The organism is Micromonospora sp. WMMD1128 (assembly GCF_027497235.1).
GTDB lineage: Bacteria > Actinomycetota > Actinomycetes > Mycobacteriales > Micromonosporaceae > Micromonospora.
This window is the reverse complement of sequence record NZ_CP114902.1, coordinates 6,684,246-6,698,434: the sequence shown is the minus strand read 5'-3', so window position 1 is coordinate 6,698,434 and position 14,189 is coordinate 6,684,246. Positions and strand designations below refer to the sequence as shown.

Here is a 14,189-nt window from a genome sequence, read left to right as displayed (position 1 = left end):
AGCTGTCACCACGACCGCAGAACGACGTCACCGGCAGTCAAACCATCGATGACCTGGGTGTACTGATCGCCACGCAGACCGACGGCGACCGTCCGCGTCTCACCGGAGGCGCCGAACCGCACCCGGCCGTGGCCGTCCGTCACATCGTGCACCGCGGTGGAGGGCACCCGCAGCGCGTCTGCCACCGAGCCCGTACGCACGGTCGCCGCCGCGGTCTGCCCGATCAGCAGGTTCTTCGGGGCCTCGGTGAACGAGAGCACGACGCCGTAACGGACCAACTGGCCGTCGGCGGTGCCGGCCGGGTCCACCTGCACGACGGTGGCCGGAAACGTCTCGCCGGCCCGGTCGGCGAGGCCCACCGTGGCGGTCTGCCCGACCGCGATCGCCGCCGCGTCCGCCTCCGGGAACTTCGCCTCGACCTGCATGTTGAAGGTGTCCGCCAGGGTGATGAAGGTGGCGCCTCGCCCGACCGCGCTGCCCACCTTGCCGGCGACCGCCAGGACGGTGCCCCGGATCGGCGCGACGACGGTGACACCGGACCGCGTGCTCTCCGCCTCCGCCACGGCTGCCTCGGCCTGGTTCACCCGGCGTTGGGCGTCAAGGATCCGGTCGCTTCCGCCCGACGATCCGCCGGCGCAGGCGGGCACTCGCGTCGCCTCGGGCCGCACGGTGCCCGAGCTGGTGGGCGCGGTGCGGGTGGGAGCGGGGTGGGCGGGGGAGGTGGGCGGCGCGCCCGGGGAGGACGGCGTCGGCGTCGCGGACTCTGATGCCGCCGGGGCAGTGGGGGTCACCGTCCCGGTGGGCTGTGGCGACATCCATGCGACGGTGCGGAGGGCGCCGCTGGCGGAGCCGACCGCGCGGACGGCGGCGGTCGGGCAGTTCGACGCCGCACTTGTCGACTCGCGCGCCTCGGCCAGCGCGTTGCGGGCATCCGCGAGATCCTGCTCGGCACGGTCGACCGCACCGGCCGCCGTGGCGACGTCCTCGTCCGAGAGCGTGGCAAGCTGCTGCCCGGCCTGCACCACCGTACCGGGCCGGACGGCAACGCTCGCCACCGTGCCGGAGACCGTGAAACTCAGCGCCCGGGTGGTCGTCGTCTGGACCGTGCCCGTGGTGGCGACCTCGATCTCGACAGGTCCGCGGTCGACCACGACGGTGACCGGCCGGGCTGGCACCTCGTCGGCGCCCGCCGTGAACACCAACGCCCCGGCGGCGGCGAGCACGAGCGCGGCACCGGCGGCAGCGGCTCCCCAGCGGCCCCGTCGAGTGCGCCACAGTCGGGCCTGGCCGTCTCCCATGACGGGTCAGTCTGCCGGGCGCTCCTCTCCGGCGGCTCGGTCCCAGCTCGGAGTTGCCTCAAAGGAGCGGCCCTGACGGCGGGTCCGCCCGGTGTCGCCGGGAAGCTCCGAGGCAACTCCCAGCCGGGTCCGAGGCGCCCCGGAGCTGAGGCCGCTTGCCTGAGCGGGTCCCGGAAAAGGCTGAGGAGTTTCCGTGTCGAAGACTGGAAGAAGCCGCCTGCTGGCGGCCGTCCTGACCGTCGCCGCGTCGGCGCTGCTGACCGGCTGCGGCGGGGACGACGCCCCCACCGCCACCGCGACCGACGGTGGGGGGAACAACGGCTTCGTCGCATACCGGAACTGCCTGGGCGACCACGGCGTCGTCCTGCCCTCCGCCGACCCGGACCGCTCTCCCCGAGCCCGCCCGACGGCCCGCCCGTCCGGCTTTCCGACGGCCCGCCCGTCCGGCTTTCCGACAGCCCGCCCGTCCGGCTTTCCGACGGCCCGCCCGTCCGGCGGTGCGGGACGCGGGTTTCCGGGGATGGGCCGACCAGCGGATGTCGACGAGGCCACCTGGCAGAAGGCGCAGGAGGCGTGCTCCTCGCTGATGCCGACCGAGCGACCTGGCGGGCGGGGCGGGCCCGGTGGGCGGGGCGGGCCCGGTGGGTCGGACGCGCCGGACGCCGGGCGTGACACGGCCTACCGCACCTGTCTCACCGGGCGTGGCGTCGACCCGGACGGTCTCGACCCGTCCGACGCGAAGGCGAAGGAGGCGCTGACCGCCTGCGCGCCGGTCAGCCCACCGGCGCCGAACTGACCTCCACCACCGCGTGGTCGGCCGGAGGACCGAGAGCGCCACAGATCAGGCGTCGGTGCCGGCCGGGGTCGCGCTGAGCCTGGTGAGCGCCTCGGCCACCCGCACCGCGAGCGCCAGATCGGAAGTCCTCGACGGGACGTTATCGCCGCGGACGGCCGCGACGAACGCCCGTATCTGGTTGTCCAGCGGCAGGGTGTCCGCGACGTCGATCGGGACGTCGTCGAGGGTCAACCGGTGCGGGGCGAAGTCGTCGTACCGGTACTCGCCGCCGTCGCTCAGCCGCACCCGGAAACGATGGTGCCGGGCCGTCGCGGCGTTGGTGAAACGGAACCTGACCGGCGTTCCACCGACGCGGACGCCGACGTCCCAGTCCTGCCGGCCCGGCGCCGGGACCTCGCACCGGGCGTACTCCCGCGTCACCGGTCCCTGGTCGCCGAGCAGGTCGAGCGCCATGGCGAAGTCGTGCGGACCGTAGTCCCAGAGCACGTCGCAGTCCGCGCGCACCGGCCCGTCGCCGCCGAACGTGCCGGATATCGTGCTCACCGCCCGGCCCGCGACCCGCTCGCGCAGCTCCCGGAAGGCCGGGGCGTGCAGGTGCTGGTGGCCGACCATGACCGTGCTGCCGCGCGCCTCCGCACGGTCCCGGATCGCCAGCGTCTCGCTCAGGGTGGGCGCCAGTGGCTTCTCGACCAGCACGGGAACGCCGGCGTCGAGCGCCTCCATCGTGATCGCGTAGTGCGTCGCCGCAGGTGCGGCGACGATGATCCCGTCCACCGCGGCGCTCCGGATGAGCGCCCCGGGCGAATCCCGGCGCCCGGCCACCTCCGAGATCAGCACCTCGCCTTCCGGCCACATGCGGCCGACGGTCTCGACGTACCGTGACCCCCACCGCCCGGTGCCGACGATCCCCAGCCTCATCGGCGGCACGGGATCACCTGTAGTACTCCTGGGACCAGGTGATGAACTTCCGCAGGCCGTCGGTGAAGGGCACGGTCGGCTCGTAGCCCAGGTGGTCGAACGCCTTGACCAGGTCCGGGCAGCGCCGCATCGGCTCGTCACCGGGGTAGCTGTCCGGATAGTCCCGCACGGTGTATTTGAGGTCCGGCGCCGGCACGGAGTCGCGCACCAGTTCCAGCAGGTCGATGATGGAGACCTCCGGACCGGACGCGCCCACGTTGTACGCCTCGCCGGGGCGCCCCCGCAGCAGCGCCAGCAGGAACCCGACGATCGCGTCGGTGGCGTAGCAGAACGTGCGGGTCTGGGTCCCGTCGCCGTAGACGTCGATCGCCTCTCCGTTCGAGAGCCGGACCGCGATGTTCGGCATGATGCGGTAGTCCTCGCGGCTCAGGCCGGGCCCGTAGACGTTGAACGGCCGGACGATCACCGCCTCCACGCCGAACTGCTGGACGTAGACCTGAAGCAGCGTCTCGCCGAATCGCTTCGACTCGTCGTAGCAGCTACGCGGACCGAGGCAGGAGACGTTCCCGTTGTAGTCCTCCGCCGTCGGCACGTGGGTGGCGTCGGGATTTCCGTAGATCTCCGACGACGAGAGGAACAGCAGCCTCGCCCCGTCGGCACGCGCGACGTCGAGCATGTTCCGCAGGCCGTGGGTGGCGACGTCCATGGTCTCCAGCGGGAACTTGCGGTAGTAGTACGGGCTGGCGATGCCGGCCGCGTGCACGACGAAGTCGACCTTCCCGCCCGGGCTGAACGGCAGGACGACGTCGTGCTCGACGAAGGTGATGTGCGGGTCCTCCAGCGGCGTGGCGCTGCCGTCGGCGGGCGTCCGCAGGTTGTCCATCGCCAGGACCTGGCAGGGCTCGCGCAGGTATTTCGCGTTGAGCCTCCGGAAGACGGCCGTCAGGTACTGACCCACGAACCCGCGAGCGCCGGTGATCAGGACCCGCTTGCCGTCGAACCGCTGTGCGTACTCGCCGAGGCCGACGCAGATGTCGTCGATGTCCGAATCGATGAGGGTGCTCATTCGACTGCTCTCCCGTCCAGCCGTGCCAAGGTCAGCGGATTCATCCAGAGACCGGACCAGTCCGCGTGGCCGGCGACGATGTTGTCGTAGTAGTTCCAGGCGAAGACGAGTGCGCAGTACCGCTGACCGGACACCTCCGCGAGCCGCTCCGGGCCGACCACGGGGATGTGGGTGCCGGGGGTGAAGAGTCCGCGCTTGAGCGGGCTGTCCTCGACGATGAACTCGACGTCGTCCGCGTCGAGTGCGAAGGAGTACATCAGGGTCGTCAGTTTCGCCGGCGCCCCGTAACCGCAGAACCGCCATCCGTCGTGCTTCAGGGTCGCGATCTGCTCCCGCAGCTTCTGCCCCCGGGTCCGGATGCGCTCCCCGAAGTCCTCGTACGTCCGGGCGGAGAAGAGCGCCGCCTCCTCCTCGGATCTCACGAGTTCCGCCACCCGCGGGCTGACGGCACGGTCGTCGTTCGCCACGTGGACCCGGATCGAGCCGCCGTGGGTGGGGACCCGCTCCACGTCGAACAACGTCATTCCCATCCGGTCGAAGAAGCGGACCAGCGGGCGGACGGCGTGGTAGGCGACGTGCTCGTGGTAGATCGTGTCGAACAGCAGGCCCTCGACGACGTCGGCGAGGTAGGAGACCTCGAAGATGAACACCCCGCGCGGGCCGAGCAGGGAGCGCACGTCGGAGGCGGCCTGCGCCAGGTCACCGATGTGGGCGAAGACGTTGTTCGCGGTGACCAGGTCCGCGGGCCCGAACCGGTCGCGCAGGTCGAGCGCGAGGGCGGCGTCCAGGAAGGCCACCGTCGTGGGTACGCCGCGCGACTCGGCGATCTCGGCGATCCCCCGCGCTGGCTCGACGCCGTGCACACCCGGCACGCCCCGCTCGACGAACTGCCGCAACAGCGTTCCGTCGTTCGACCCGACGTCGACGACGAACGACTTCTCGTCCAGGCCGAGCAGGTCGATCGCCCGCTCGGCGTAGTCGCCGAAGTGTTTGACGAACGACGGCGACGTGCCCGAGGCGTAGACGTAGTTGTCGAACAGGAGGGACGGGCTGACCACCGCGGCGAGTTGGAGGTGCCCGCATTCCGGCGCGGGGCAGAGTTGCAGGTCGAGGGGGAAGCGCTCCTGCTCCTGCGGCTTGTCCACGAAACCGTTCGCGCAGGGCGTGGACGGGAGTGACAGGACCACGTGACCGGCGGTTCCGGTGCCGCACAACGCGCACGTGCGGCGTACCCGCGCCGAGGTCACGACGGCGATCCGCCGGCTACGGCGTACTCGTACCTCCCGGCGAAGGACGACCAGGTGAGGTCGAACATCGGGGGTACGCGGACCACGTCGCTCTCGTGCGACTCGTGGTCGCGTTTGTTCCGGGCGAACGTCATGAACGTGGTCCGCTCCGGGAAGTACATCACGTGCGCCACCAGGGGTGGGGTGAAGAAGAGCTGACCCGCCTCGAACGTCCGTACCTGGACGCCGTCCGTGCCGTCCGCGGGCCGCCAGCCGTAGACGACGCTGCCGGACAGCACGTAGGTGTAGTGCCAGTCGGTCTTGTGATAGTGGTTGGCGCGGACGGCGCCGGGGTGACTCTCGATGAGTGCCACCGACGTGAACCTCTCGAGAAGCACGTTCAGGATGCTCCCCGCGGCGTTGACGAAGGGTTCGTCCAGGGGAACGTGCGGGTCGTCGGGGTAACGCTCCTCGTCCACCATCTTCGTGTACTCGGCATGCGACAGCGGGTGTGGCGGTGGGTTCATCGTTTCCTCCCAAGCGGAACCATGGTCAGTACGCCTTGTCGCGTAGCAACCCCACCGCGAACCGTGCCGCTCGCACCGCGATCGCCATGATGGTGAGGGTCGGGTTCTGCCAGCCGCCGGACGGGAAGCAGGACCCGTCGGCGACGAAGACGTTCGGCGCGTCCCAGCAGCGGTTGTCCGGATCCACCACGGAGTCGGCCGGCGACCGGCCCATCCGCGCGGTACCCAGATCGTGGACGTTGCGGCCGGGCGACGTCAGCGTGTCCGCGACGGCGGTGAGCCGCAGGCCGGCGACCGACGCGGCCCGCTCCACCTCGCGCCGCATGGCGTCGTAGAGCCGGTCCTCGTGCGGCCCGTAGCCACATTCGATGACCGGCACGGGGACGCCCCACCGGTCCCGGGTGTCGCCGAGCCGTACCCGGTTGTGCCGGTACGGCAGCATCTCCCCCTGCGCGTCGATCCCGCCCGACGCCGGACCGGCGTCGCCGCGTTGCAGTGACACCCAGAGCGCGAACGGGCGGATGTCGCCGGTCTGCGGCTGCGGCGGCGGGACGAGCAGACCGCTCTGCCGGCCGGCGGACCGGTGGGCCGGCATCGGCGGGTGACCGTCGAGGACGCCGGACGAGGTGACGAGCGGATGGTCCATCAGGCCACGGCCGAGCCAGCCGCTGCTGTTGCCGAGCCCGTCGGGATGGCGGGGGCTGTGCGAGTTGAGCATGAGCCGGGCGGTCTCGATGGTGCCACCGCAGAGGAACACGACCCGGGCGCGGGCGTGGTGCCGGGCGCCCGGGACGGCGGCGTCCACGTAACTGACGCCTGTCGCCCGGCCGTCGTCCGGGTCGACGGTCACGGAGGTGACCCGGGCGTCCGATCGCAGCGTCACCCGGCCGGTCCGTTCCGCCCGGGCGAGGGCGGTGGCCTGCATGGTGAACTCCGGCCAGCCGTCCTCGCCCCGCTCGGCCGAGACGAAGCGCACCGGGATCGGGCGGGTGTTCCCCCGGCGGTAGGCGTGCTGGAACGCCGCCTCGGCGGGGGTGAGCGCCGGCGGCTTGCCACGGAAGTGCCCGTCGGGAAGTTGTGCCAACTCCTCGGCGGTCCCGCGTAGATCGACCAGATCTTCCACGACGTCGTACGCGGCGGCCAGGTCGGCGTACCCGATCGGCCAGCTCAGCGAGCAACCGTCGACGTCGCCGGCCGCCGTCTCGAACGTGGACAGGCGCAGCGCCGACCCGCCCCAGAGCAACGACCGCCCGCCGACCTGCATGCCGCGGATCCAGGTGTACGGCTTGTCCGGCGGCGTCTCGTACGCGTGCTCCACATCGTCGACGAACAGGTGGGGCCCGCGCGGACCGAAGTTGAAGTGGGTGCGTTGCACCGGCTGCCGCGCCCGGGTGCGCTCGTCGTGGTCGCCGGCGGTGACCCCGGGGGCGGCGCGGTCCGGGATGTCCCCGGCGCGGCGGACCGGCCCGGCCTCGAGGACGAGGGTACGGAACCCGGCCTCGGCCAGTTCCTTGGCCGCCCAGGAGCCGGCGAACCCGGACCCGACCACGATCGCGTCGTACGCCGGACCGGGATCGGCGCCGATCCCGGTCATGTCCGCGCTCCCCCGGTCGGTGAGGAATGCCATTCGATCGGGCCGTCGATGCCGGTGTGGTGCGGCGTGGCGAGCCCGTCGTGGTAGACGGACGCGGGGATCACCCGGAAGTCGAAGCTGACCCGGGTGCGGTCGGAGGCGTTGCGGACGTTGCCGTGCATGAGGTTCGCGCTGTCGAACGCGAGCATCTGGCCGTAGCGCATGGGATGCGGCCGGAAGTCCTCGGTGCCCTCACTCGACTCGACCCACAGGCAGTTCTCCGACGTCACATCGGTGAGCGGGAGCCAGAACGTGATCTCGCAGGGGTTGTGACCACCGCTGCGGTCTCGGTGGTAGGCGCCGACGCCGTGTCGCCCGGGCAACTGGATCCGCCAGTTTGGCACGTGCTGGTAGCGGACGTCCTCGCCGACCATCTCGGTGATCACCGTCTGGACGAACTCGTGGTACAGCGCGGCGATCTCCTCGATGCGGTACAGCTTCTGGTGCATCGCGGAGCCCTGGTCGCCGAAGCCCGGCGGCTCCTCCGCCTCGGCGGGCGCGTGGTGGTGATGCCACCGGGCGAGGTCCGGCACACCGCTGGCGGCGCTGATCGCGCCGGCGAAGTCGAACCGCCTGTTGTCGTACGGAACGATCAGCTTGTTCAGCAAGGGCTTCCGCCTTCCTCGTCGTGGGCGGTGATGGTGAAGCGTGGCTCGAAGCCGATGAGGTGGCTCAACTGCAGGTCGACACCGCCGATGTTGGTGAAGTCCTCGCCGTGGAACAGGCTCTTGCGGACGAAGGAGGCGGTCTTGCGGCGGTAGCCGGAGCGCGCCAGCAGCATGGCGAGGGTGCCCAGGTGCTGCGGGGTGCGACTGCGGTGCAGGGCGGTGAACGACCGGCGCAGCCGGCGGATCATCCGGTCCGCCGCCGCGGGATCGGCCGGCACCGTCAGTCCGCGCATCCGCAGCCGGTCGAGGAACGCCCGCTGGGCCGCGGTGGGCGCCGGATCGGCGGTGGACGGGTCCGGGGCGTCCCCGCGTACCAGGTCGAGCAGGAGCCGGTCGTGGTCCGCGTAGCCGGCGTGTCCCCGTCCGGCGGGTGGGACGGCTCCGGCGACGAGCAGGTCGGCCGCGTGCGCGACGTCGACGTCACCGAGTCGCGCGGCCAGGTGGGTGGTGAAGTCGACGTCCGCGCGCAGCGTGGTGGGCAGCAACGACTCGCTCGGCAGCAGCTCGGACGCCGCCGCGTGCGTGGCGGCCAGCACCGGTGTGCCGACGTACGACGCCTCGACCAGCACCCGTCCGAACGTCTCCAGCGACGACGTGCTGGGGAAGAACAACACGTCCATCTCGCGGTAGTCCTGCCACAGGCGGGCCCGGTCCACGGGTGGCCGGCACGAGTAGCCCGGGACCGCGGACCCGCCGGCCGTCGCGCTCTGCCCGCCCTCGCCGATCGCCACCGTCCGGAACGCGCCGGGAGCGCGCCGGTTCAGCTCCCGTTGCAGGCTGATCACCTGCGAGTAGTTCTTGTCGTCGGTGAGCCGGCCGACGAAACCGATCTGGGTGCCGTCACCGCCCGAGCCGGTCCACGATCCGGCGAGTTCCGCCGGGAACCAGCGCAACAGCGGGTAGCAGACGGCCTGCCGGGAGCGCGCGAGCCCGGGGAACAGCATCGTGTAGAGCGCGAGCGAGTATCGCGACGAGTGGTAGAGCACGTCGTCGGGGCGGAGGTAGGGCGCCGAGAGCGCCTCCTGTTGCAGGTAGCCGTTCCACAGCGCGGTGCGCGCGTCGCGGACGACGCGGAAGTCGAGCCCGAGCCGTTCGCGCAGGTGGAAGTAAAGGTAGGCGTGTGGGCCCACGGTCGCCACCACGACGTCGCAGCCGGCCAGCGCCGCGCGCGCCGCCTCGTCGCTGCGGAACAGTTCCACCACGTCGTGCGGTTTGGGCCGGACCTCGGCGCTGCCGGAGAGAAGCCGCGCGACCTCGGTGTAGGCGAAGTTCGCACCGTCCTTGCCCGGGTGACCGGCGTAGCTGCGGAACGTGTGGAAGCCCACGACCGGACCGGGCCGCCGGAGCGTCCCACCGCTCGCCGCGGCCGGCGCGGGCTTCGCCTCAGCGCTCATCGTCGGCGGCCGAGGCGACCAGGTCACGCAGCGCGTCGTCCGGGCGCGCCCGGGCGCGCAGGACTTCCACCCGCTTCCGCAGCAGGGTCACCTTCGAGGCGTCCCAGTCCTCCGCGCGCAGCGCCGCCAGCACGATGTCGGAGAGTTCGGTGACGTCCTCGTCGTCGTACCCGCGTGACGTGATCGTCGGCGTGCCGAGCCGCAGGCCGCTGGCGACGAACGGCGGCCTCGGGTCGCCGGGCAGCATGTTGCGGTTCGACAGGATGCCCAGGTCCTGGAGCCGGCCTTCGGCGTCCCGCCCGGTCAGCGCGGTGCGGGTGAGGTCGACGACCAGCAGATGGGTGTCGGTGCCGCCGGTCAACAGGTCGAGCCCGCCGTCGAGCAGCAGCCCGGCCATCCGCCGCGCGTTGCTCACCACCCGCTCCTGATAGGCCCGGAAGGCGGGGTCGGCCGCGTCCCGCAGGGTGGCCGCGAGGGAGACCAGCCCGGCCATCCCGACCGAGGACTGGAGACCGGGGAAGATCGCCGAGTCGATCCGCGCCCGCAGCGACGCGGGACACAGCACGATCCCGCCGCGGGTACCGCGCAGCGTCTTCTCCACCGAGGTCGTCACCACGGTGTCCGGGTAGGCGGTCGGGTTGTCGTGCAGCCCGGCCGCGACCAGGCCGGCGATGTGTGAGATGTCCGCGATCAGGGTCGCGCCCACCCCCCGCGCGATCGCGCTGAGCCGCGCGAAGTCCACCACCCGTGGGTACGCGGAGTAGCCGGCGACGATGACCCGGGGGCGCTCCCGTTCCGCGATCCGCCGGATCTCGTCGTACGGCAGCAGGCCGGTCGCGGGATCGACGGTGTACGGCACGACGCGGTACAGCTCGGAGACGATGTGCTTGGGATGGCCGTGCGAGAGGTGCCCGCCGGCGGTCACCGCCATCGCCATCATGGTGTCGCCCGGCTTCATCAGCGCCCGGTAGGCGGCCAGGTTCGCCAGCGAGCCGGAGACGGGCTGCACGTTGGCGTGCTCGCCGCCGAACACGGCGCGGGCCCGTTCCACCGCCAGTCGCTCCACCTCGTCGAAGATCGAGGTGCCGGCGTAGGGCTTGTTTCCGACGTGCCCCTCGGCGGACCGGAACTGGGCCACGCCCCACCCGTGGTTGTCCCGGGCCGCGGCGATCGGCGCGTTCGAGGCGGCGATCAGGTCGATGCTGTCCAGATAGTGCCGGTTCTCGCGGCTCAGCAGCCGGTCGAGTTCCACATCATGCATATGAAGGTCACCTCAGGGTGTCCAGCGGATGGAAGGCAGCGCGGAGTGCCCGCCCGGCTCGGGACGAGGATCAATTGGCGGGTACGACCCGCAGCAGGGTTCCGGCGCCGGCGACCTGCTGGCTCGTGACCCGGTAGACCGGCTCCACGAGCTCGGCGAAATACCGCAGGTCCACGAGCGGGTCGAGGCCCAGCGCCGGCCCGCGGGCGATCAGGTCCTCGGACGCGCCCAGGTACAGCTCGTCGGCGACGATCAGTGCGGTGGTGACGAAGGCCAGGAGATCCGGCATCCGCAGCAGGCGCCAGAAGTCGAAGGAGAACGCCGAGCGGAACGTGCCCTCGGCGAACGGCACATCGACCCCGAGCAGGTGCAGGTTGTCCGCGTCCGCGTCGCGTCCGTAGTCGAACGTGACGAGCCGCCGCCGGTCGAGCTGGTCGGTGTCGTAACCGATGACCAGGTCGGGGCGTTGCGGGTCCCGCCCGCGCAGCGGGTCGACGGCGGCACGCCAGGGCCCGACCGAGCACAGACCCGCGTCGGCGCACACCGCCATCACCCGGCGGTAGTCGGTGACCCGTTCGGCGATGTCAGCGAGCGAGCCGGCCAGGACCTCGGGCAGCCCGGCGATGAGTTCGACCTCGTAGTGCCGGAACTTGTCGCGCAGCAGCGCCAGGCTGGCGAAGTGGTCGCCGATGGACTTGCGGAGGTTCCGGTAGTGCGGCACGTGCCAGACACGAAGCGTGGGCTCGTAGTGGAACCGTGAGCGGTCCCGGTCGAAGTGCCGGTACAGCTTGTAGGAGATGTCCAGGTCCTCGCCGCCCCACCGGGCGTCGTAGTCCACGTCGAACATGCCGACCGCGAGCGCGTCCGACCGGCTCAGGCCGTAGTTGTTGGTGAAGCCGTACATCCACGGCTCGGAGGGCGCCGAGCGGGCGCGCACGTCGTGCTCCACCGGGAACGTGTCGAGGACGCCCTTGCCGCTCATCACGGCGTGCAGCGCGGCCCAGCCCTGGACGCCGAGCTCGCCGCGGCCGCCCATCACCACGCTGCGCGGGTCCTTCTCGGCCAGGTGCCAGTGCCGTTCGAGCAGGTCGGGCGGGCAGAGCGAGTCGTTGTCGAGCAGCAGCAGCCGCTCGGCGGTGGCGGCCAGAATGCCTGTGTTACGCGCCCGCGACCAGCCCTTCGGCGAGGTCAGCTCCCGTAGCAGGTAGGGCGTGCTCGCGCGCAGCTCGGCCAGCCTGGCCGGCGGCTCGCAGCCGTTGTAGACGACGATGACCTCGAACTTGTCCGCCGGCATCGTCTGGTGGGCCAGCGACTGCAGCACCAGCTCCAGACACTGCGTGTTGAAGTAGCTCGGGATGACCACGCTGAGCGCGATCTCCTCCTGACGATTTCCGGTGTCGTCCAAAGCGTTCCCCCGATATTAAGTCCAGATCTTGCACTAATCGCAGCATGCAGTGATCCATCTGTCAACGTCGAAGTCAGGAAGTCCTACCGGCTGGTCAGGACAGTCCGGTGAGGACGGCGCGCGCCACCAGATCCCCGTGCCGGAACGTGGCCGCGTCGGTGCCCGGGATGGCGAACGCGCGCGTCCCACGCAGCGAGGTGTTCCAGCCCAGCGCGTACCGCGCCGGATGCGCCGTGCCGTCGGCGGTCACCATGCGCCCCCGGTCGTCGACGGCGATCCGCCCGGTCGGCGTGCGGTGGCCGGTCGCCGGGTCGGTCAGGAACTCCTCCGACGCCGCTCCGGCGGCGTGCAGCGACCGCAACAGCTCGTCGGCCGTACCGTCGAGCGTCGGCTCGGGCAGCCGGGCGTCGATCAGCACCGCGGCCGGGCACTCCCCGTCGAGGTTCGCGCTGCCGGCCCGGTAGCGGCCGGTCGACTCGTCGAGACGTACCCGCATCCCCGAGCCGAGCGGCTGCACCACCCCCGCACGGCACAGCGCGAGCAGCTCCTCCGTCCGGAACGCCGGTGGACCGCTCGCCACGAGGTTGAACAGGGTGAACCAGGCCCCGTCGAGTTCCCCGACCTGGTCCCGCGGGGACAGGCGGTGCCGCAGGCGCGCGAGGCGCTCGAAGAACAGCAGTTGGGCGCCGTAGACGGCCGAGTCGGCGGACCGGGCCGGGTCGTGGGCGCGCCGCAGCTCCTGCTCCAGCAGCGTGACGTACCGCGCGCGGAAGTCGTCGGCGTTCCCCGGCTCGACGTGGCGCAACGGCGCACGCAGATCGTCCATGTTCCACCTGTGGGCCGGGTCCGGGACCGCCTTCTCGGCGAGCGCGTCCAGCTCGTCCATCCCGGCGGCGTCGTGCAGCCGCTCGAAGTCCGGCCACGGCATGGCGGTGTGCCGCGGGGCGGCGGCGAACAGCTCACGGTGGTACGCGAAGCTCAGATCCTTCCGGATGAGCGGCCAGAGGTCACGACGGAAGTCGAGCATCCCGTCCCCGGCGAGCGACCGCTCCAGAGCCGGCGGGAAGTAGCGCAACTCCCGCACCGGTCCATGGACCAGCCGGTGGCTCGGTTTGCACCGGTACGGCAGGCCGCGGCGGGAACCGGCCAGCAGCCGTGGCTCGCGCCCGGACGACAGGTAGCGCAGCCGGCCGCCGCGCTCGCGGACGTACCGGCCGCCGCGTCCCTCGGTGACCAGTGCCATCAGGTCGAAGAACGCCAGTCCCATGCCCCGGACCAGGACGTCGGCGCCGGCCGGCAGCACCGACAGGTCGGCCTCGGCGACGAAGCCGGGCGGCAGGTACACCAGACCGTGCCGCTCCGCGAAACCGGCCGCCTCCGACTGCTCGCCCTGCGGCCGGGCCTCGAGGTGACCGAGCGCGAGGACCACCGCGTCGGCGTCGATCCGGGAACCGTCCGCCAGGTGCACCCGCTCCGTACCGTCCGGTGCCCCGGTGAGTGCCACGGCACGCCCCCGACGCACGGTCACCCGCACGCCGGGCGGCGCCTGACGGATCACCTCACCGAGAAACCAGGACAGGTAGGCCCCCTGGACCCGCCGGGTCGGGAACGACACCGGGGAGATCTCGCGTACGTCGTCCGCCAGCTCGGGATCGACGGGCGGGAGACGCCCGGCGGCCGTGGCCGTCGCCCACTCGGCAAGCGACGGCCCCGGACGCGGCGGGCCGGCACAGCGGACGGCCTCGCCGGGGAAGAGGGTGACGTCCTTGGCGAGCGAGTTCATCCGCATCAGCGGCGACTGCCCGCCCCGCCAGATCCGTCCCGGACCGGCCGGGTGGGGATCGATCAGCATGATCTCGATCGGGCGGTCCGGTGCGAGGTCGGCGTTGGCCAGCAGCCGCTCCACCAGGCCGACACCGACCGGACCGGCACCGAGCACTGCGATGCGAGCCATGGAGACACACGGTAAACCACAATGGAACACGCCGGGTGACGGT

At 71.8% G+C, this 14,189-nt stretch carries 12 protein-coding genes; 1 reads left to right on the top strand and 11 read right to left on the bottom strand.

Going from position 1 to position 14,189, the window contains the following annotated elements; translation table 11 throughout:
* Positions 1 to 5: 5 nt before the first annotated feature.
* Entirely contained in the window at positions 6 to 1,298 is a 1,293-nt protein-coding gene (locus O7602_RS30390; RefSeq protein WP_281586009.1) for an efflux RND transporter periplasmic adaptor subunit, read from the bottom strand.
* Between the two features lie 193 nt (positions 1,299 to 1,491).
* Between O7602_RS30390 and O7602_RS30385 the strand changes: the two genes are divergently transcribed.
* On the top strand, positions 1,492 to 2,094 hold the full coding sequence (locus tag O7602_RS30385; RefSeq protein WP_281586008.1) for a PT domain-containing protein: 603 nt from the start codon (positions 1,492 to 1,494) through the stop codon (positions 2,092 to 2,094).
* A gap of 45 nt (positions 2,095 to 2,139) precedes the next feature.
* Here O7602_RS30385 and O7602_RS30380 read toward each other — a convergent pair whose 3' ends face one another.
* From O7602_RS30380 to O7602_RS30335, 10 genes are all read right to left on the bottom strand, one after another.
* Complete coding sequence (locus O7602_RS30380; protein WP_281586007.1) at positions 2,140 to 3,012, bottom strand: Gfo/Idh/MocA family oxidoreductase; 873 nt, start codon at positions 3,010 to 3,012, stop codon at positions 2,140 to 2,142.
* 13 nt (positions 3,013 to 3,025) lie between these two features.
* A complete protein-coding gene (locus O7602_RS30375) occupies positions 3,026 to 4,078 on the bottom strand; it encodes an NAD-dependent epimerase/dehydratase family protein (protein ID WP_281586006.1) in 1,053 nt (350 codons plus the stop codon).
* Positions 4,075 to 5,265 carry a methyltransferase domain-containing protein gene (locus O7602_RS30370; RefSeq protein ID WP_281586005.1) on the bottom strand — a complete coding sequence of 397 codons (1,191 nt, stop codon included), beginning with the start codon at positions 5,263 to 5,265 and terminating at the stop codon, positions 4,075 to 4,077. Before O7602_RS30370 ends, O7602_RS30375 begins: the two co-directional genes overlap by 4 nt.
* A gap of 56 nt (positions 5,266 to 5,321) precedes the next feature.
* Positions 5,322 to 5,831 (bottom strand): cupin domain-containing protein, encoded by a 510-nt coding sequence (locus O7602_RS30365; protein WP_281586004.1) that lies wholly within the window; start codon positions 5,829 to 5,831, stop codon positions 5,322 to 5,324.
* A 25-nt stretch (positions 5,832 to 5,856) separates the two neighbouring features.
* Positions 5,857 to 7,425 (bottom strand): GMC family oxidoreductase, encoded by a 1,569-nt coding sequence (locus O7602_RS30360; RefSeq protein ID WP_281586003.1) that lies wholly within the window; start codon positions 7,423 to 7,425, stop codon positions 5,857 to 5,859.
* Entirely contained in the window at positions 7,422 to 8,072 is a 651-nt protein-coding gene (locus O7602_RS30355; protein WP_281586002.1) for a hypothetical protein, read from the bottom strand. The genes O7602_RS30360 and O7602_RS30355 overlap by 4 nt, the downstream gene beginning before the upstream one ends.
* Positions 8,066 to 9,526 carry a glycosyltransferase gene (locus O7602_RS30350; RefSeq protein ID WP_281586001.1) on the bottom strand — a complete coding sequence of 487 codons (1,461 nt, stop codon included), beginning with the start codon at positions 9,524 to 9,526 and terminating at the stop codon, positions 8,066 to 8,068. Before O7602_RS30350 ends, O7602_RS30355 begins: the two co-directional genes overlap by 7 nt.
* Entirely contained in the window at positions 9,516 to 10,787 is a 1,272-nt protein-coding gene (locus tag O7602_RS30345) for a serine hydroxymethyltransferase (protein ID WP_281586000.1), read from the bottom strand. The genes O7602_RS30350 and O7602_RS30345 overlap by 11 nt, the downstream gene beginning before the upstream one ends.
* 70 nt (positions 10,788 to 10,857) lie before the next feature.
* On the bottom strand, positions 10,858 to 12,192 hold the full coding sequence (locus O7602_RS30340) for a glycosyltransferase (protein ID WP_281585999.1): 1,335 nt from the start codon (positions 12,190 to 12,192) through the stop codon (positions 10,858 to 10,860).
* A gap of 94 nt (positions 12,193 to 12,286) precedes the next feature.
* Complete coding sequence (locus O7602_RS30335; RefSeq protein ID WP_281585998.1) at positions 12,287 to 14,146, bottom strand: FAD/NAD(P)-binding domain-containing protein; 1,860 nt, start codon at positions 14,144 to 14,146, stop codon at positions 12,287 to 12,289.
* Positions 14,147 to 14,189: the final 43 nt, after the last annotated feature.

What these genes read in the sequence shown, in the direction of transcription:
- O7602_RS30375 (WP_281586006.1), bottom strand. Translation starts at nt 4,078, where the DNA reads ATGAGCACCCTCATCGATTCGGACATCGACGACATCTGCGTCGGCCTC.
- O7602_RS30345 (WP_281586000.1), bottom strand. Translation starts at nt 10,787, where the DNA reads ATGCATGATGTGGAACTCGACCGGCTGCTGAGCCGCGAGAACCGGCAC.
- O7602_RS30380 (WP_281586007.1), bottom strand. Translation starts at nt 3,012, where the DNA reads ATGAGGCTGGGGATCGTCGGCACCGGGCGGTGGGGGTCACGGTACGTC.
- O7602_RS30360 (WP_281586003.1), bottom strand. Translation starts at nt 7,425, where the DNA reads ATGACCGGGATCGGCGCCGATCCCGGTCCGGCGTACGACGCGATCGTG.
- O7602_RS30390 (WP_281586009.1), bottom strand. Translation starts at nt 1,298, where the DNA reads ATGGGAGACGGCCAGGCCCGACTGTGGCGCACTCGACGGGGCCGCTGG.
- O7602_RS30335 (WP_281585998.1), bottom strand. Translation starts at nt 14,146, where the DNA reads ATGGCTCGCATCGCAGTGCTCGGTGCCGGTCCGGTCGGTGTCGGCCTG.
- O7602_RS30365 (WP_281586004.1), bottom strand. Translation starts at nt 5,831, where the DNA reads ATGAACCCACCGCCACACCCGCTGTCGCATGCCGAGTACACGAAGATG.
- O7602_RS30350 (WP_281586001.1), bottom strand. Translation starts at nt 9,526, where the DNA reads ATGAGCGCTGAGGCGAAGCCCGCGCCGGCCGCGGCGAGCGGTGGGACG.